Source organism: Kitasatospora sp. NPDC004531 (assembly GCF_053602195.1).
Genome location: NZ_JBSGDD010000071.1, coordinates 1 through 17247 on the forward strand (window position 1 = coordinate 1; position 17247 = coordinate 17247).

Here is a 17247-nt window from a genome sequence, read left to right on the forward strand (position 1 = left end):
TTCGCCAGCGAAGTCATGAAGCGAGATGGTCACGGCCGCGATCTTCTCACGCCCAGCTCCCACGCCGGTGATCCTTTCCGGTCACGGCACTAGCCAGTGAGGGCAACGGCAGGGGCGCGGGGAACTGCGCGAAGCGGGAGGCACCCCGTCCGCAAGATCGCGACGCAGGACAATGACCTGCACTGGATCGCGACCTTGCGGACGTGACTTGCGCTTGTCGCGCAGTTCTCCCCCAGCCCTAGCGGGCCGGGAGGTACCCCCACGCGCCCCCGGTTTCGCGCCCGCCGGCGCTCTCAGCCGCAGCCCCCCGGCGCAGCCGGCAGGGGCGCCGGGACGCCCACCGACGGGAGGCCGAGGAGCACGCCGGCCGGCTTCGCAGGCGCGGCCTGTCGCTTCTCCCACGCGTCCCCCGCGCGGGTGCGGCGCACCGCGAGGGCGGGGCCCTCCGCGAGGAGGTGGTGCGGGGCGGCGTAGGTGATCTCGACGGTCACCATGTCGCCCGGGCGGCAGCCCTCCTCGGGGCGGGTGAAGTGCACCAGCCGGTTGTCGGGGGCCCGCCCGGAGAGCCGGTCGGTGCGGTCGTCCTTCTTGCCCTCGCCCTCGGCGACCAGGATCTCCAGCCTGCGGCCGACCTGCTTCTTGTTCTCCTCCCAGGAGATCTCCTCCTGGAGGGCGATCAGCCGGTCGTAGCGCTCCTGCACCACGGCCTTGGGGATCTGGTTCTCCATCTCGGCGGCGGGCGTCCCGGGCCGCTTGGAGTACTGGAAGGTGAACGCGTTCGCGAAGCGGGCCTCGCGCACCACGTGCAGGGTCTGCTCGAAGTCCTCGTCGGTCTCGCCGGGGAAGCCGACGATGATGTCGGTGGAGATCGCGGCGTCGGGCATCGCGGCGCGGACCTTCTCGATGATCCCGAGGAAGCGTTCCTGCCGGTAGGAGCGGCGCATCGCGCGCAGCACGGTGTCGGAGCCGGACTGCAGCGGCATGTGCAGCTGGTGCATCACGTTCGGCGTCTCGGCCATCGCCGCGATCACGTCGTCGGTGAAGTCCTTCGGGTGCGGCGAGGTGAAGCGGACCCGCTCCAGCCCGTCGATCTCCCCGCAGGCCCGCAGCAGCTTGGAGAACGCCTGCCGGTCGCCCAGGTCGGAGCCGTACGCGTTGACGTTCTGGCCGAGCAGGGTGACCTCGACGACGCCCTCGGCGACCAGTGCCTCGACCTCGGCGAGGATGTCGCCGGGCCGGCGGTCCTCCTCCTTGCCGCGCAGCGCGGGCACGATGCAGAAGGTGCAGGTGTTGTTGCAGCCGACGGAGATGGCGACCCAGGCCGCGTACGCGGACTCCCGCCGGGTGGGCAGGGTGGAGGGGAAGGTCTCCAGCGAGTCGAGGATCTCGACCTGCGCGGTGCGTTCGATCGCGGCGCGCTCCAGCAGCGCCGGCAGGTGGCCGATGTTGTGGGTGCCGAAGACGACGTCGACCCAGGGGGCCTTGCGGACGATGGTCTCGCGGTCCTTCTGCGCGAGGCAGCCGCCGACGGCGATCTGCATGGCGCTGTTGGCCTGCTTGGCGGGGGCGAGCCGGCCGAGGTTGCCGTACAGCTTGTTGTCGGCGTTCTCACGGACGGCGCAGGTGTTGAAGACCACCAGGTCGGGGTCGCCGTCGCCGGCGGCCTTGGTGTAGCCGGCCTCCTCCAGCAGCCCGGACAGGCGCTCGGAGTCGTGGACGTTCATCTGGCAGCCGTACGTGACGACCTTGTAAGTTCGCAAGCTCTCCTCCATACCCACAGAGCCAAGGGTACGGGCAGCGGCCGGGGCCTCCCGCCGGGCGGTCGGGGCTGGCAGTATCCCTGCCATGGCTGCTTCGACCGATCCGCCCCGTGCCGGTGCCGTGCTGCGTTCCGCGGTGCGCAGTCCGCTGCTGCGGGTGCTGGCGGTGGTGCTGCTGGTGGCAGGGGGCGCGGGCGGCTGGTGGGCGTCCTCGGCGCGGGCCGGGTCGGGGCTGCGCGGGGAGGCGGCGTTCACGACGGGGGTGCCGCGCGGGGTGTACGACCGGTACGGGGTGCTGCTGAAGGAGTCGATGCGCTCGGCGATGCCCGGGGTGAAGGTCCGGTTGGACAACTCGCAGGGCTCGCTGGACAACCTGGAGCGGGTGGTCTCGGGCCAGGACGACTTCGCGATCGCCACGGCGGACGCGGTGGCCAGCTTCCAGAATCCGCAGAAGTCGCAGCTGCGGGCCATCGCCCGGCTGTACGACGACTACATGCAGCTGGTGGTGCCGGCGGATTCGCCGGTGCGGAAGGTGTCGGACCTGCGCGGGCTGCGGGTGGGCGTCGGGCTGGAGAAGTCGGGCGTGAACCTGGTGACCCGGCGGCTGCTGGAGGCGGCGGGCCTGGACCCGGACACGGACGTGCGGTCCTCCTGGCTGGGCGTGGGCGACGCCGCGGACCAGCTGCGCGAGAAGCGGCTGGACGCGTTCTTCTGGTCGGGCGGCCTGCCGACGGCGGCGCTGACCGACCTGTCGGAGCACACCCGGATCCGGATCGTGCCGATGGGTGAACTGTCGGACCCGCTGCACCAGTTGGAGGGCAACGGGATGGACGCCTACCGGGCGGCCACCATCCCGGCGGACGCCTATCCGCTGGTGGAGCCGCTGCGCACGGCGGTGCCGACGGTGGCGGTGCCGAACCTGCTGGTGACCCGGGCGGACGTGGACCCGGCGCTGGTGGAGGCGCTGACCCGGGTGGTGATCGACAGCCGGGACCGGATCGGCGGCGAGGTGCACGCGGCGCAGCTGGTGGACCTGCGCACCGCGGTGTACACCGATCCGCTGCCGCTGCACGACGGCGCGAAGCGCTACTACCAGTCCGTGAAGCCCTGACTCAGTTCCACCGTCGGCGCGGCACGGTGAGCAGCACGGTCAGCCCGTGCGGTTCGGCGGGCGCGAAGCCGAGGTCGCCGCCGCCGGCCAGCAGCAGGGTGCGGGCGATGGAGAGGCCGAGGCCGGAGCCGTCGACGTTCTGGTGGCGCGAGGAGCGCCAGAACCGGTCGCCGACGCGGGCGAGTTCCTCCTCGGTGAGGCCGGGTCCGGCGTCGGTGACGGTGGCGGTGACCTCGTCCTTGGTGATGACGAGGCCGACCCGGACGGCGGTGCCGGGCGGGGAGAACTTGAGGGCGTTGTCGAGGACGGCGTCCAGCGCGCTGCCGAAGCCGATCGGGTCGGCCCAGGCGTGCGCCAACGGCGGCCCCTGCCAGTGCAGTCGGACCTCGCGCTGCACGGCGAGCGGCTGCCAGGCCTCGGTGCGGGTGCGGACGAGTTCGGCGAGGTCGACGGGTTCGGGTTCGGGCCGGGAGCCTTCGGCGGTGGCCAGGCCGAGCAGGTCGTCCAGGACGCGGGCCAGCCGGGCGCCCTCCTCGCGGACGGCGGCGATCTCCTCCTCGCGGCCCTCGGGGAGTTCCAGTCCGATCAGTTCGACCCGCAGCAGCAGCGCGGCCAGCGGGTTGCGCAGCTGGTGGGAGGCGTCGGCGACGAAGGCCCGCTGCTGGTCGATGGCGAGCACCACGTGGTCGGCCATGTCGTTGAACGAGCGGGCCAGGCGGCGCAGTTCGGGCGGTCCGCCGCTGGGGGCGACGCGGGCGTTGAGCCGCCCGGTGGCGATGTCGTGGGTGGCCCGGTCGAGGGTGCGGACGGGGCGCAGCACCCAGCCGGTGAGGCGGACGGCGAGCAGGATGGCGACGATCATGGCGAGCGCCTCGCCGCCGGCCAGCACCAGCCAGCGGTGCAGGATGCGGGCGCGCAGCGGGCCGGTGGGCGACTCGGTGAGCACCACGGCGACCACGTCGCCGTCGCGGACCACGGGCAGCGCGACGGTGAGGGTGCGGTCGGCGGTCCACGGCCACACCTGGGGCGGGTTGTGGCTGCGGCGGCCGGCCAGGGCCTCGCGGTAGGCCTGGGCGCCGGGCCCCTCGGTGGGGGCGTGCCAGCCGTCGGGGGCGACGGCGACGGCGCTGCCGTCGCGTTGGAAGACGCCGATCCGGGCGCCGTACAGCTCGCGGTAACGGGCGGCTTCGCTGGTCAGGGCGTGCAGGCGACCGCCGTCGCCGGGGCTCGGTTCGGGTTCGCCCTTGACGGCGGTGGCGGCGGCGCGGCCCTGGGTGGGCAGGTCCTGGGCGAAGCGGGCGGCGTCGTCGATCCGGTCGACGACCACCTCGGACTGCTCGGACGCGGCGATCAGGTAGGCCAGCGGCGCCCCGAGGGCGGCGAGCACGCAGGCCATGAGGGCGATCAGGATGCCGAGCAGGCGGTTGCGCACGGGCGGTCAGTGCTCCGCGGCGTCGCCGGCGGGCGGGCCGTCGGGGCTGTCGGGGATGAGCCGGTAGCCGACGCCGCGAACCGCCTCGACCAGGCCGGGCAGGCCGAGTTTGGTGCGCAGCGAGCCGATGTGGACCTCCAGGGTGCGGCCGTTGCCCTCCCAGCCGGAGCGCCAGACCTCGCTGAAGATCTGTTCGCGGCGGTAGACCACGCCGGGGCTCTGGGCGAGCAGCGCCAGCAGGTCGAACTCCTTGCGGGTGAGCGGCACGTCGCGCCCGTTGACGCTGACCCGGCGGCGTTCGCGGTCGATCTCGACGCCGCGGGAGGCCAGCGGGCCGTCGAACTCGGGGCCGGTGTCCTCGGCCGCCCTGGGGGTGCCGCGGCGGGCGACCGCGTGGATGCGGGCGAGCAGTTCGCCCATGTCGTAGGGCTTGACCACGTAGTCGTCGGCGCCGAGGTTCAGGCCGTGGATGCGGGAGCGGATGTCGGCGCGGGCGGTCACCATGATGACGGGGACGCCGCTGCCGGCCCGGATCCGGCTGCACACCTCGAAGCCGTCGCGGTCGGGCAGTCCGAGGTCGAGCAGCACCACCCGGTAGGGCTCGCTGCCGTCCGGGACGAGCGCGTCCAGGGCTTCGTGACCGCTGCGGGCGTGCCGGACCTGGAAGCCGTGCCGGCCCAGCACCGCGACCAGGGCGGCGGCGACGCGGTCGTCGTCCTCGACCAGGAGCAGGCGCATCGGGCTCCTTCCTGCGGTGTTCGTCGGTGTACGGGCGAAACCGGTGACGCGGTCGCCGCCGGGGTGGCGCGGGTCCGACGCGGAACCGGGCCATCCTGGCATCCACTCCCATCCGACGCCCCCAGGTCAACCGCATCGGCCGGTCCGTTATCGCTCCGGTATTCGCTGCGCCCGACTACCCGGCGTAGCCGAACCGTGATGCTCAAGTTCAGCTCAGATCGGCTGACGGGGCGGCGTGTACCTGCCTAAAGTCGCCCCGTTCGGGGGCCGAGGGCTCCGCCGGCTCCGGCCCCCGAACATCGAACGGACCATCACCGGCTCTGCGGACCAAGCGAGTTGGCCCCGGGTTCGGAGGACGAGGGAGCGGACGGCGATGACCGAGAACACTGCCGAGCTGCGCGATGCCGCGCCGCTGGTGGCCCTGCGCGGCGTGAACAAGCACTACGGCGCCCTGCACGTGCTGCAGGACATCGACCTGGAGATCGCCCAGGGCGAGGTCGTGGTGCTGATCGGCCCGTCCGGCTCCGGCAAGTCGACGCTGTGCCGCACCATCAACCGCCTGGAGACCATCGACTCCGGGACGATCGAGGTGGACGGCAGGCCGCTGCCGGCCGAGGGCCGCGAACTGGCCCGGCTGCGTGCCCAGGTGGGCATGGTGTTCCAGTCGTTCAACCTGTTCTCGCACAAGACCGTGCTGGAGAACGTGATGCTCGCCCAGGTCAAGGTGGGCAAGGTCGCCAAGGCCGAGGCCGAGCGGACCGCCCGCGAGCTGCTGGAGCGGGTGGGCGTCGGCGCCCAGGCCGACAAGTACCCGTCGCAGCTGTCCGGCGGCCAGCAGCAGCGCGTGGCGATCGCCCGGGCGCTGGCGATGGACCCGAAGGTGATGCTCTTCGACGAGCCGACCTCGGCCCTCGACCCGGAGATGGTCAACGAGGTGCTGGAGGTCATGCGTTCGCTCGCCGCACGCGGCATGACCATGGTCGTGGTCACCCACGAGATGGGCTTCGCGCGCTCCGCCGCCAACCGCGTCCTGTTCATGGCGGAGGGCAGGATCGTCGAGGAGAACACTCCCGACGCCTTCTTCACCGCGCCGCGCACCGACCGCGCCAAGGACTTCCTGTCCAAGATCCTGCAGCACTGACACTCCCGCAGTCGATCAAGCGTCAGTAGCGTCAATTCGCAGTGGCCCGCACCCCGCCGTGGCCCCTATCGAGGAGAAGAACGACCGCATGAAGGCCCGTCGCACCGTTGCCGCAGCCCTGTCCGTGCTCGCCCTGACGGCCGTCGCCGCCTGCGGCAAGGACGGCTCCCCGAGCGACAACGCCGCCGCCGGTGGCTCGTCCGCCCCGCAGCTGCCGACCTACACCGTCAAGACCGACGCCAAGCTGGAGGCCTCCCAGGCGTGGACCGAGGCGAAGAAGCGCGGCAAGCTCAAGATCGGCGCCAAGGCCGACCAGCCGTTCCTCGGCTTCGAGGACGTGCAGACCGGCAAGCGCAGCGGTTTCGACATCGAGATCGCCAAGATGATCGCCGCCGACCTCGGCTTCTCGGCCGACCAGATCGAGTGGCAGACCATCAACTCCAGCAACCGCGAGACCGCGATCACCGGCGGCCAGATCGACTACTACGTCGGCACCTACTCGATCACCGACGGCCGCAAGGCCAAGGGCGTCGCGTTCGGCGGCCCGTACTACATCGCCGGCCAGTCGCTGCTGGTGAACAAGGACAACACCGACATCACCGGCTCCGAGTCCGTCAACGGCAAGTCGGTCTGCACCGCCACCGGCTCCACCTCGGTCGGCGGCATCAAGAAGTTCGGCGCCACGGTCACCGAGTTCGAGAGCTACTCGCTCTGCGTCGACAAGCTGCTGACCAAGGAGGTCGACGCGGTCACCACCGACGACTCGATCCTCAAGGGCTTCGCCGCCAAGAACCAGGGCAAGCTCAAGGTCGTCGGCAACCCCTTCAGCGAGGAGCGCTACGGCGTCGGCCTGAACAAGACCGACACGGCGCTGCAGAAGGCGATCAACGACGCCCTGAAGGCGCACGAGGACAACGGCGACTGGAAGAAGGCGTACGACGCCACCCTCGGCCTGTCCGGCTCCGCCGCCCCGAGCATCCCGGCCCTGGACCCGATCGCGGGCTGACGCCCGGACAGACCGACTACTGAGAGAGGAGGGCCGCCGGCATGGGACTGATATTCGAGGGTGACAACTTCTCGGCATTCGCCGAGGGTTTCCTGCGAACGATCGAACTGAGCGCGCTCAGCGCCCTGTTCGCGCTGCTCCTGGGCTTCGTGCTGGCGGCCTTCCGGGTCTCCCCCGTTCCCGTCCTGCGGTACTTCGCCACCACCTGGGTGACGATCTTCCGCAACACCCCGCTGACCCTGCTGTTCTTCGCGGTGACCTTCATCCTGCCGCGGCTGGAGGTGTACTTCGACAGCTTCACCGTCGCGGTGATCGCGCTCAGCGCCTACACCGGCAGCTTCGTCTGCGAGGTGCTGCGGGCCGGCATCAACACCGTGCCGATCGGGCAGGCCGAGGCCGCCCGCTCGCTCGGCATGGGCTTCGGGCAGACCCTCGGCCTGGTGGTGCTGCCGCAGGCCGCCCGCTCGGTGGTCGCCCCGATGGGCTCGGTGTTCATCGCGCTGCCCCGCAACTCGGCCATCGCCGGCGCCTTCAACGTGCCCGAGCTGTTCAGCGTCCAGAAGCACCTGACCGAACAGAGCTACGGCATCTTCGAGATCTTCTTCTGGATCGCGCTCGCCTACCTGGCGATCAGCTTCAGCATCAATGCCCTGTTCTCCACCCTTGAGCGTCGACTGGCGGTGGCCCGATGAGCACCCGTAGCGCCTCCGTCCTGTACGACGTCCCCGGCCCCCGGGCCCGGACCCGCAACCTGATCCTCGGCGTGCTCGGCGCCGTCGGCATCGCCGGGCTGATCTGGTACGTCTACAGCAGCCTGAACGACGCCGGGCAGTTCGACTCCCTGCTGTGGTCGCCGTTCGAGTACACGGCCGTCCAGCAGCGCATCCTCGACGGCGTCCTGGCCACCCTGAAGGTCTTCGGCCTGGCCGCGGTCGGCTCGCTGGTGCTCGGCGCGCTGCTCGCCGCCGGCCGGCTCTCCGACCACTTCCCGGTGCGCGTCGCCTGCACCGTGGTGGTCCAGTTCTTCCGGGCCATGCCGCTGATCATCATGATCTTCGCGCTGTACCAGGCCGCGTTCGGCGCCCAGCCGATGTGGGCGCTGGTGATCGGCCTGAGCCTCTACAACGGCGCCGTGCAGGCCGAGATCATCCGCTCCGGCATCAACGCCGTCCCGCGCGGACAGGCCGAGGCCGCCTACGCGCTGGGCCTGCGCAAGACCCAGGTGATGGGCCTGATCCTCGTCCCGCAGGCCGTCCGCTCGATGCTCCCCGCGATCATCGGACAGCTGGTCGTCACCCTCAAGGACACCTCGCTCGGCTACATCATCACCTACCCCGAGCTGCTGTGGCAGATGAAGCTGATCGCCTCCAACTCGGACGGCTACCCGTACGTCCCGGTCGTCCTCGTCGGCGCCCCGCTGTACATCCTGCTGTGCCTCGCCCTCACCGGCCTCGCCCACTGGATCGAGTCCCGCGGCCGCCGCGCCGCGACCCGGCGTGGCACAACCGCTGCTTGACGGACACCCAGGTGATCTGTTGCATTGCTCTTCGTGACACCACCTGGGAGCTCCCACCCGGCCGCTGACGCAGAGGCGGCCGGCACCACCGGCCGGAAGGCCCCGACATGGATCCAGTGATCATCGTCGGGGCCGGGCCGGTCGGCCTCGCCCTCGCCCTCGCCCTCGCCCGCAACGACGTTCCCAGCGTGGTCCTCGACGAGGGCACCGGCGTCTGCCCCGAGAGCCCCCGCACCGTCGTCCTCAACACCGACACCGCCGCCTTCCTCGCCCGCGTCGGCTACACCCGGGTCGCCTCCGACGCCGCCCGCTGGGACGCCTTCACCATCTGGCGCCGCCGCGCCGAGGTGCTGCGGCTGCCGCTGGACGACGAGCCGGTGCTGCACCTCGCCCAGCACCGCCTCCAGCGCGGCCTGCGCGACGCCGCCACCGCCACCCCGCTGATCCGGCTCACCACCCGGCACCGGGTGGTCGACCTCACCCAGGACCGCGACGGCGTCACGGCCCGCACCACCTCCGCCGACGGCGACACCCACTGGCGCGGCAGCCACCTGATCGGCTGCGACGGCGCCCGCTCCACCGTCCGCAAGCTCCTCAAGGTCCGCTTCCCCGGCCGGCCCGCCGTCGACCGGCACGCCGTCGCCACCGTCCGCGTCGACCTGCCGTTCCCCGGCGAGGCCCGCCTGCACCGCGAACCCCCGTGGCGCGGCGACCGCGAAGCCTCCGCCCGCCCGCTGCCCGACGGCCTGTGGCGGCTCGACTGGCGGCTGCCGCCCGGCCGCCCCCAGCCCACCGAACCGGTCGACCCGCACGCCACCTGGCCCGGCATCGTCACCGGCGACACCCTGCTCACCCGGGTCACCTCCGCGCTCACCGGCTGGTGCGGCGAACTCCCGCCCCACCAGCTGCTCGCCGCCGCCGACCACACCTACCAGCAGCGCCTGGCCGGCCGCTTCCGCACCGGCCGCTGCTTCCTGGCCGGCGACGCCGCCCACCTGCACGGCGCCCTCGGCATGCAGAACCTCGCCGACGGCCTGCGCGACGCCGACAACCTCGCCTGGCGCCTCGCCCTCGCCTGGCACCTGCCGCCCACCGACTCCGCCGCCGACAGCGCCCTGCTCGACGGCTACGAGAGCGAACGCCGCGGCGCGGTCGGCGCCCGCCTGCGCGCCGTCGACCAGGCCATGCCGCTGCTGCGCCCGCTGCGCGGCTGGGCCCAGACCCGGCGCTCGCTGATCTCCGGCTCCTTCCGCAAGCACGCGCCGCTGCTCGCCGACGGCCAGCTCGGCACCGGACGCTTCGGCGGCGCCCCCGCCTACCCCGCCACGCCCTCCGGCGTCGCCGTCCGCCTCCCCGAGCAGCGCGGCGCGGGCCGCAGCAGCACCTCGCTCACCGAACAGCTCGCCCCCACCGCCCCCGGCGTGCTCGTCCCCGACCTGCCGGTGGTCACCGCCGACGGCGCCGCCGACACCCTCCGCGCCCGCCTCGGCACCGCGTTCCTGCTCGTCCTGGTCGCCCCCGGCACCACCGTCTGGTCCGCCGAACACTGGCTCGGCACCGGCCTGATGCCGCGCCTCACCGAACTCGCCGGCGCGCTGCCCGTCCCCACCGAGGTCCTGGTCACCGACGCCTACCCGGGCGCCACCCCCCACACCGTCCTGCTGGTCCGCCCCGACGGCCACCTCCTCGGCACCGCCCCGGGCCTCCACCCGGAACAACTCCACGCCCTGACAGCCCCGTTCGCCGCCAAGGAGGCAGTGGGCGAGCCGGGGCGCGGGGAACTGCGCGAAGCGGAGGGCACCGGCCGGTGAGCCCGCGCCCCCGGACAACGACCCGCAGCTGGTCGCGCCCCGGCGGCTAGCGCGCGAACTCCGTCGCGCGCGACTCCCGCACCACCGTGATCCGGATCTGCCCCGGGTAGGTCAGCTCCTCCCGCACCTGCCGGGCCACCTCCCGCGCGATCTCCTGCGCGCGCAGGTCGTCGACGAGCTCCGGCTGCACCATCACCCGGACCTCCCGCCCGGCCTGCATCGCGTACACCTTGGTGACCCCGGCGTGCGCCCGCGCGATCTCCTCCAGCCGCTCCAGTCGGCGGACGTACGCCTCCACCGACTCCTTCCGCGCGCCGGGCCGCCCCGCCGAGCAGGCGTCCGCGGCCTGGGTGAGCACCGCCTCGACGGTCTTCGCCTCGATCTCGCCGTGGTGGGCCGCTATCGCGTGGACGACCTCCTCCGACTCGCCGTGCCGGCGGGCGAACTCCGCGCCGACCAGGGCGTGGCTGCCGACCACCTCGTGGCTGAGCGCCTTGCCGACGTCGTGCAGCAGCGCGGCCCGCCGCACGGGCTCCGGGTCGACGCCGAGTTCCGCGGCCATCATCCCGGCCAGGTGCGCGGACTCGACCAGGTGCCCGAGGACGTTCTGCCCGTAGGAGGTGCGGTAGCGCAACGTCCCCAGGGTGCGGACGAGTTCGGGGGCCATCTCGCCGACGCCGATGCCGACGGTGAGCAGCGCGTCCTCCCCGGCCCGGACGCACAGCCGCTCGACCTCGCTGCGGCTGCGCTCGTGCGCCTCCTCGATCCGCGCGGGCTGGATCCGCCCGTCGGTGAGCAGCGATTCGAGGGTGAGCCGGGCGCTCTCCCGGCGGACCGGGTCGAAGCAGGAGAGCTGGACCAGTCCGGGGGTGTCGTCGACGATCAGGTTGACGCCGGTGACGGCCTCGAAGGCCCGGATGTTGCGGCCCTCCCGGCCGATCACCCGGCCCTTCATGTCCTCGCTGGGGAGCCGGAGCGTGGTGACGACGGTCTCGGCGGTGTGCTCGGCGGCGAGGCGCTGGATGGCGGAGGCGATGATCTCGCGGGCCCGGCCCTCGCCCTCGTCGACGGCCCGACGTTCGATCTCCCGGACGGTCAGCGCGGCCTCGCGGCGGGCCTCGGCCTCGGCGGTGCGGACCACTTCGTCGCGGGCCTGGTCGGAGGTCAGCCCGGCGGTGCGCTCCAGCAGCCGCCGGCTCTCCTCGCTCCGCTCGGCGAGTTCGGCGCGGGCCCGCTCCGACTCGGCGGCGCGGGCGGCGAGTTCGTCCTCGTACTGGTGCAGGCGGTGGAGTTCGGCGGTCAACCACGCCTCGCGCCGGTCGAGTTCGGCGCGGCGGCGGCGCAGCGCCCGGAGCGCGCAGACCAGCACCAGGCCGAGTGCGCCAATCAGCAGGACCGTCACCAGCAGCACGGAGGAACCCGTTCCGGTGTCCTGAGCGATCCCCATCCGGCCACTCCCCGTCCTGCGCACGCTGCCGCTGAGGTGACCTCCGCGATCGTCCAGCCACTGACTGTGAGGCTAGGCGGAGGTTACGAAACGGTCAAGATGCGATCGAGAATTGGCTCCGATGATCTGATCAACAGTCATCACGTCCTTTTGTCTGCCTACCAGTTGTCGTCCTCGCCGTCGGCGGGCTCCGCGTCCAACGCCTCCCGGACGACTCGGAACGCCAGGCCCTCCGAGTAGCCGCGCCGGGCCAGCACCCCGACCAGCCGGCGTATCCGCACGTCCCGGCCGAGCCCGGCGGTGGAGCGCAACTTCCGTGCCACCAGCGCCCGGGCGGCCTCCGACTCGTCGTCGGAGTCGACCTGGAGCAGGGCCCGCTCGGCGGCCTCCCCGGTGACGCCCTTGGTGCGCAACTCCTGGGCCAGCGCCCGCCGGGAGAGTCCGCGCACCGCGTGCCGGGACTCCACCCACGCCTCGGCGAAGGCGGGGTCGTCGATCAGCCCGACCTCCTCCAGCCGGGACAGCACCTGCTCGGCGACCTCGTCCGGGATCTCCTTGCGGCGCAGCGCGTCGGCCAGCTGCTTGCGGGACTTGGCGGCGCCGGTGAGCAGCCGCAGGCAGATGTCCCGGGCGCGCTCCGCCGGGTCGCCCTGCTCGGCGGCGGCCGGCCGGCGACGCCCCTCGCCCTCCGGACGCTCGGCCTTCGCCCGCCGTTTCGGCCGGGGCTTCTCCTCCGCCGGTGCGGCGAGCGGCAGTTCGCCCAGCGCGCTGCGCCGCCGTCGCCGACCCCCGGCCAGCTCGGACGCCCGCATCAGGCCGGGCAGCTCCCCCACCGGGGGCTCCGCGGGCGGCTCCTCGGCCACCGCCGCGAACCACTCCGGCGGGCCGGCGGCGTCGCCGCGTTCTTCTCCCCATACACCCGCACCGGGCCCGTCCTCGGACGGACCCGGTGCCGGGTGGTCAGCGTGCTGCGTCAATGGTTCAGCCCTTGGCGGCGGCCGCCGTCTTCTTGGCGGCGGCCTTGGCGGGGGCGGCCGCGGCCGGGATCTCCACCGCGGGGGCCTCGCCCTCGGCGGGCTTCGGGCCGATGCCCAGCTTGCCCTTGATCTTGACCTCGATCTCGTCGGCCAGCTGCGGGTTGTCGCGCAGGAAGTTGCGGGCGTTCTCCTTGCCCTGGCCGAGCTGGTCGCCCTCGTAGGTGTACCAGGCACCGGACTTGCGGATGAAGCCGTGCTCCACGCCCATGTCGATCAGGCCGCCCTCGCGGCTGATGCCCACGCCGTAGAGGATGTCGAACTCGGCCTGCTTGAACGGCGCGGCGACCTTGTTCTTGACCACCTTGACGCGGGTGCGGTTGCCGACCGCCTCGGTGCCGTCCTTCAGGGTCTCGATGCGCCGGATGTCGAGGCGCACCGAGGCGTAGAACTTCAGCGCCCGGCCACCGGTGGTGGTCTCGGGGGAGCCGAACATCACACCGATCTTCTCGCGCAGCTGGTTGATGAAGATCGCGGTGGTGTTCGACTGGTTCAGCGCACCGGCGATCTTGCGCAGCGCCTGGCTCATCAGACGGGCCTGCAGACCGACGTGCGAATCGCCCATCTCGCCCTCGATCTCGGCGCGCGGCACCAGCGCGGCCACCGAGTCGATGATCACCAGGTCGATCGCGCCGGAGCGGATCAGCATGTCGGTGATCTCCAGCGCCTGCTCGCCGGTGTCCGGCTGGCTGACCAGCAGGGCGTCGGTGTCCACCCCGAGCTTCTTGGCGTACTCGGGGTCGAGCGCGTGCTCGGCGTCGACGAAGGCGACGGTGCCGCCGGCCTTCTGGGCGTTGGCGGCCAGGTGCAGGGTCAGGGTGGTCTTGCCGGAGGACTCGGGGCCGTAGATCTCGATCACTCGGCCGCGCGGGATGCCGCCCACGCCCAGCGCCACGTCGAGGGCGGTGGACCCGGTGGAGATCACCTCGACCGGCTCGTTCGCCTTCTCGCCGAGGCGCATCACCGAGCCTTTGCCGAACTGCCGTTCGATCTGGGCGAGTGCGGCCTCCAGGGCCTTCTCGCGATCCGTTCCTGCCATGGCTTCCACCCTCGGGTTCTGTGCGTTGCGCTTCATCGTCATCGACGCTAGCGCGTCCCACCGACAATCGGGCCCGGGCGGGCTCGGCCTGTGGAAAACTCTGCGCCGAAGCGTACAAAGAACATACGTTCGAATCCAGTCGAAGACCCCCGACACGCCAAGGCCCCGCCCCCGGAGCAGCACAAGGGGCGGGGCCGCGCAGGCGCTGCCTAGTCCATCAGCAGGCGCAGGCCGGGGTCCGGCAGCTCGACGCCCTGCCTGTCGAAGAACCGCCACTGGACGACCCGGGCACCGGGCTGCTCCCGGACCACGGCCACCCGGTACGGGGAACCGCCGAGCTGGAGGTCCTTCACCGCGGCATCCGCACGCCCCTGGTCGGACCAGACCGTCTCCACCCTGTCGACGTCCGGGCCGAGGACCAGCACGGCGAGCCTGGTCGGAAGCGCGCCCGGGGTGCCCGGCGCCCCGAGGACGCTGCCGCGGACCGACTTCGCCTGCTCCGGCGAGAGGCGCCCGGGCGCCGGGACGGTGCTGAGCGTGTCGGGCCCCACCCGGGCGCCGTCCAGTTCGGCGTAGAAGTCGACGACGTCCTGGTCGGGCTTCCAGGAGTCCTTGACGGACGGCTCCGTGGGCTTCTCCAGCGCGGGATCGAACCGGCGGCGCTCCTCCCAGATCAGCACCGCCTGCTCGTACGCCTTGTCCTTCGGGGCGGCCGGCCAGAGCGACTCCCACAGCTGCCAGTTCCGGCCTCCGTCGAGGCCGCCCCGGGCGGCCAGCTGCCGCACCGGCTGGAGCGGGTCCCGCTGCGCGGACGACGAGGCCGACGAGGACGGCGCCGGCTTGCCGCCCTCGGGCGTCGCCCGGTCGCCGGCCGGCTGCGGGGGCGGCGACGAGCAGGGAATGGTCGTCTCCTCGAACATCGTCCGCTCGCCCGGGCCGTGTTCCGTCACCACCGGGGTCGTGTGCCCGGAGACTCTGATGCACTCGCCGCCCTCGGCCCCGTCGCCCGCCTGCAGCGCCTGCGCCGTCCTCCCGTTCCCGCCGAGGCCGTTCAGCCCCGCCGCCGTGCCGCCGCCCAGCGCCACCACCGAGGCCAGCGTGAGCGCGCCGAGCGCCGAGCGGCGCCGCCGCCGGATCCGCCGACCGCCGGCCACGATGCCCTCGACCGGCACCGGGCCGATCGTCACCTCGGCCGCCGCCGCCGCGAGCCCGAGCTCGACCGGCAGCTCCCCGCCCGCGTCCTGCATCCCGTTCTCCCCCACCGTCATGCCGCACCCCCGACTCGTGTCATATCCGTCAGTTCCTTCAGCCCCGCGGTCTCCCGGAGCTTCGCTATCCCCTTGGCGGCGTGGCTGCGCACGGCCCCCGTCGAGCAGCCCATGGCGGCGGCCGCCTGGCTGTCGGTGAGGTCCTCCCAGTGGCGCAGCACCACGGCCTCGCGCTGCCGGGGCGGCAGTGCGGCGAGCGCCGCCAGCAGCACCCCGCGCTGGTCGGAGCGGGCGTACCCGTCCTCGCCCCCGGCGCTGTCCGGCACCGTGTCGACCAGGACCTCCGGCGCCCGTCGCCGCCAGCGCCGGGCGTGCTGGTTGATCATGATGCGGCGCACGTAGCTGTGCGCGTCGTCGGCGCGGCGCACCTTCGACCAGGCCGCGCAGGTCCGTTCCGCGGCCGACTGCGCCAGGTCCTCGGCGGCGTGCTGGTCGCCGGTCAGCAGGTACGCCGTCCGCAGCAGCCAGGGCCAGGCACCGACGATGAACGCCCGGAACTCGTCGTCCGGGCGGAGCTGTTTCTCCCCCATGAGCACCTCCTCACCCATCAAGAGCCCAGCGGTGGTGCGAACCGCTTACTCCCGCCGGAAGACGCACGGCGGGGACGGGTGAGGAGGCGCGGAGCCGTCAGTCCTCGGAGCGCGGCGGCCCCGACTCGTTGCCGGACACCATCTGCCGCAGTCGCCGGACGGCTTCCCGGCGCCGGCTGCGGCGCTCCTCGCCGCGGTCGATCCGCGGGTCGTCCTCGACCTCGTAGCGGCGCACGTAGGTGCCGACGAAGCCCTGCAGGGTGGCGGCGGCCGGGATGGCGATCAGCGCGCCGACCGCGCCGAGCAGCGCGGCGCCGGCGATCACCGCGCCGAACGCGACGGCGGGGTGGACGTCGACGGTCTTGGCGGTGATCCGGGGGTGCAGCAGGTAGTTCTCGATCTGCTGGTAGACGGTGACGAAGACGAGCACCCAGAGCGCGTCCACGGGCTGCCCGGTGAGCGCGACCAGCACCGGCAGCGCGCCGGCCAGGTAGGTGCCGATGGTGGGGACGAACTGCGACATGACGCCGACCCAGACGGAGAGCGCCGCGGCGTACGGCAGTCCGATGACCGTGAAGGCCGCCCAGTGCGCGAGGGTGGAGACCAGGGCGAGCACCGCGCGGGAGTACAGGTAGCCGCCGGTCTTGGCGATCGCGATCTCCCAGGCCCGCAGCACCTCGGCCTGCTTGCTGGGCGGCAGCATCGAGCAGACGGTGCGCCGCACCCGGGGGCCCTCGGCGGTGAAGTAGAAGGTGAACAGGCCGACGGTGAAGGCCTGGAACAGCCCGCCGACGACGGTGCCGGTGACGCCCCAGACGTTGTCGGCGGCCTGCTGGGCGTACTTCTCGATGGTCCCGGAGTCCTTCAGCACCTGGTGCTGGAGCTGGTCGAGGGACAGCTCGGTGTGGAAGGTGCGGTTGATCCAGTCGATCAGGTCGTGGAGCATCTGCGGCAGCTTCCCGGCGACCTGGGTGACCTGGTCGACGAGCAGGGTGCCGAGCGCGGTGAGGAAGCCGGCGACGGCCAGGCCGACGCCGATGAAGACCAGGAAGGTGCCCAGCCCGCGGCGCACGCCGCGGGCGGCCATCCGGTCCACGGCGGGCTCCATGGCGAGCGACAGGAAGAACGCCACCAGCAGCATCACGAACAGGTTGATCAGCTGGTGGAAGGCCCAGTCGGCGAGCTGGAAGAGGCCGACGCAGACCAGCGCGAGCAGCATCGCCCGGGGCAGCCAGCGCGGCATCGAGCGGCTGCTCCAGTCGCCGCGGCGCGGCCCGGGGCCCGCGGGGTCGGCGGTGTCGCCGCCGTCGCGGCCACCCGGTGGGTCGCTCGCGGGGCGGTGTTCGTCGGAAAGTCGGTCGGGGGTCTCTGCACTGCTGGACACCGGCCAAGTCTCACCCACCGGCACCCGATT

15 protein-coding genes are annotated in these 17247 nt (G+C 72.7%); 6 read left to right on the forward strand and 9 right to left on the reverse strand.

Annotated features, from left to right (window positions below; translation table 11 throughout):
- Positions 1-293 precede the first annotated feature (293 nt).
- A complete protein-coding gene (gene miaB, locus ACWEMJ_RS24805) occupies positions 294-1772 on the reverse strand; it encodes a tRNA (N6-isopentenyl adenosine(37)-C2)-methylthiotransferase MiaB (protein ID WP_452139339.1) in 1479 nt (492 codons plus the stop codon).
- A 73-nt stretch (positions 1773-1845) separates the two neighbouring features.
- Here miaB and ACWEMJ_RS24810 point away from each other — a divergent pair, with 73 nt between their 5' ends.
- The gene (locus ACWEMJ_RS24810; protein ID WP_452139316.1) at positions 1846-2871 is read left to right on the forward strand and encodes a TAXI family TRAP transporter solute-binding subunit; all 1026 of its coding nucleotides are present in this window, start codon (positions 1846-1848) and stop codon (positions 2869-2871) included.
- 1 nt (position 2872) lies between these two features.
- Here ACWEMJ_RS24810 and ACWEMJ_RS24815 read toward each other — a convergent pair whose 3' ends face one another.
- Positions 2873-4303: a sensor histidine kinase gene (locus tag ACWEMJ_RS24815; protein ID WP_452139317.1), complete on the reverse strand. Its 1431-nt coding sequence runs from the start codon at positions 4301-4303 to the stop codon at positions 2873-2875.
- Between the two features lie 6 nt (positions 4304-4309).
- A complete protein-coding gene (locus ACWEMJ_RS24820) occupies positions 4310-5041 on the reverse strand; it encodes a response regulator transcription factor (RefSeq protein WP_452139318.1) in 732 nt (243 codons plus the stop codon).
- A 412-nt stretch (positions 5042-5453) separates the two neighbouring features.
- Here ACWEMJ_RS24820 and ACWEMJ_RS24825 point away from each other — a divergent pair, with 412 nt between their 5' ends.
- The 5 genes from ACWEMJ_RS24825 to ACWEMJ_RS24845 all read left to right on the forward strand — a co-directional run bounded on the left by ACWEMJ_RS24825 (position 5454) and on the right by ACWEMJ_RS24845 (position 10515).
- Positions 5454-6182, forward strand: a complete 729-nt coding sequence (locus ACWEMJ_RS24825) for an amino acid ABC transporter ATP-binding protein (RefSeq protein WP_452139340.1) — start codon at positions 5454-5456, stop codon at positions 6180-6182.
- Between the two features lie 88 nt (positions 6183-6270).
- Positions 6271-7188, forward strand: coding sequence for a glutamate ABC transporter substrate-binding protein (locus ACWEMJ_RS24830; RefSeq protein WP_452139319.1), 918 nt, complete (start codon positions 6271-6273; stop codon positions 7186-7188).
- Between the two features lie 41 nt (positions 7189-7229).
- Entirely contained in the window at positions 7230-7880 is a 651-nt protein-coding gene (locus tag ACWEMJ_RS24835) for an amino acid ABC transporter permease (protein ID WP_452139320.1), read from the forward strand.
- Entirely contained in the window at positions 7877-8704 is an 828-nt protein-coding gene (locus tag ACWEMJ_RS24840) for an amino acid ABC transporter permease (RefSeq protein WP_452139321.1), read from the forward strand. Before ACWEMJ_RS24835 ends, ACWEMJ_RS24840 begins: the two co-directional genes overlap by 4 nt.
- A 107-nt stretch (positions 8705-8811) precedes the next feature.
- Complete coding sequence (locus ACWEMJ_RS24845; protein WP_452139322.1) at positions 8812-10515, forward strand: FAD-dependent monooxygenase; 1704 nt, start codon at positions 8812-8814, stop codon at positions 10513-10515.
- A 46-nt stretch (positions 10516-10561) separates the two neighbouring features.
- On the opposite strand, the gene rny is transcribed toward ACWEMJ_RS24845, so the two are convergent.
- From rny to ACWEMJ_RS24875, 6 genes are all read right to left on the reverse strand, one after another.
- Positions 10562-11962 carry a ribonuclease Y gene (rny, locus tag ACWEMJ_RS24850; RefSeq protein WP_452139323.1) on the reverse strand — a complete coding sequence of 467 codons (1401 nt, stop codon included), beginning with the start codon at positions 11960-11962 and terminating at the stop codon, positions 10562-10564.
- 158 nt (positions 11963-12120) lie between these two features.
- Positions 12121-12939 carry a regulatory protein RecX gene (locus tag ACWEMJ_RS24855; RefSeq protein WP_452139324.1) on the reverse strand — a complete coding sequence of 273 codons (819 nt, stop codon included), beginning with the start codon at positions 12937-12939 and terminating at the stop codon, positions 12121-12123.
- Positions 12940-12943: 4 nt separating this feature from the next.
- On the reverse strand, positions 12944-14035 hold the full coding sequence (recA, locus tag ACWEMJ_RS24860; protein ID WP_452139325.1) for a recombinase RecA: 1092 nt from the start codon (positions 14033-14035) through the stop codon (positions 12944-12946).
- 209 nt (positions 14036-14244) lie between these two features.
- Positions 14245-15303 (reverse strand): hypothetical protein, encoded by a 1059-nt coding sequence (locus tag ACWEMJ_RS24865; protein WP_452139326.1) that lies wholly within the window; start codon positions 15301-15303, stop codon positions 14245-14247.
- Complete coding sequence (locus ACWEMJ_RS24870) at positions 15300-15833, reverse strand: SigE family RNA polymerase sigma factor (protein ID WP_452139327.1); 534 nt, start codon at positions 15831-15833, stop codon at positions 15300-15302. Before ACWEMJ_RS24870 ends, ACWEMJ_RS24865 begins: the two co-directional genes overlap by 4 nt.
- Before the next feature lie 97 nt (positions 15834-15930).
- Positions 15931-17217, reverse strand: a complete 1287-nt coding sequence (locus tag ACWEMJ_RS24875; RefSeq protein WP_452139328.1) for an AI-2E family transporter — start codon at positions 17215-17217, stop codon at positions 15931-15933.
- Between the last annotated feature and the right edge of the window lie 30 nt (positions 17218-17247).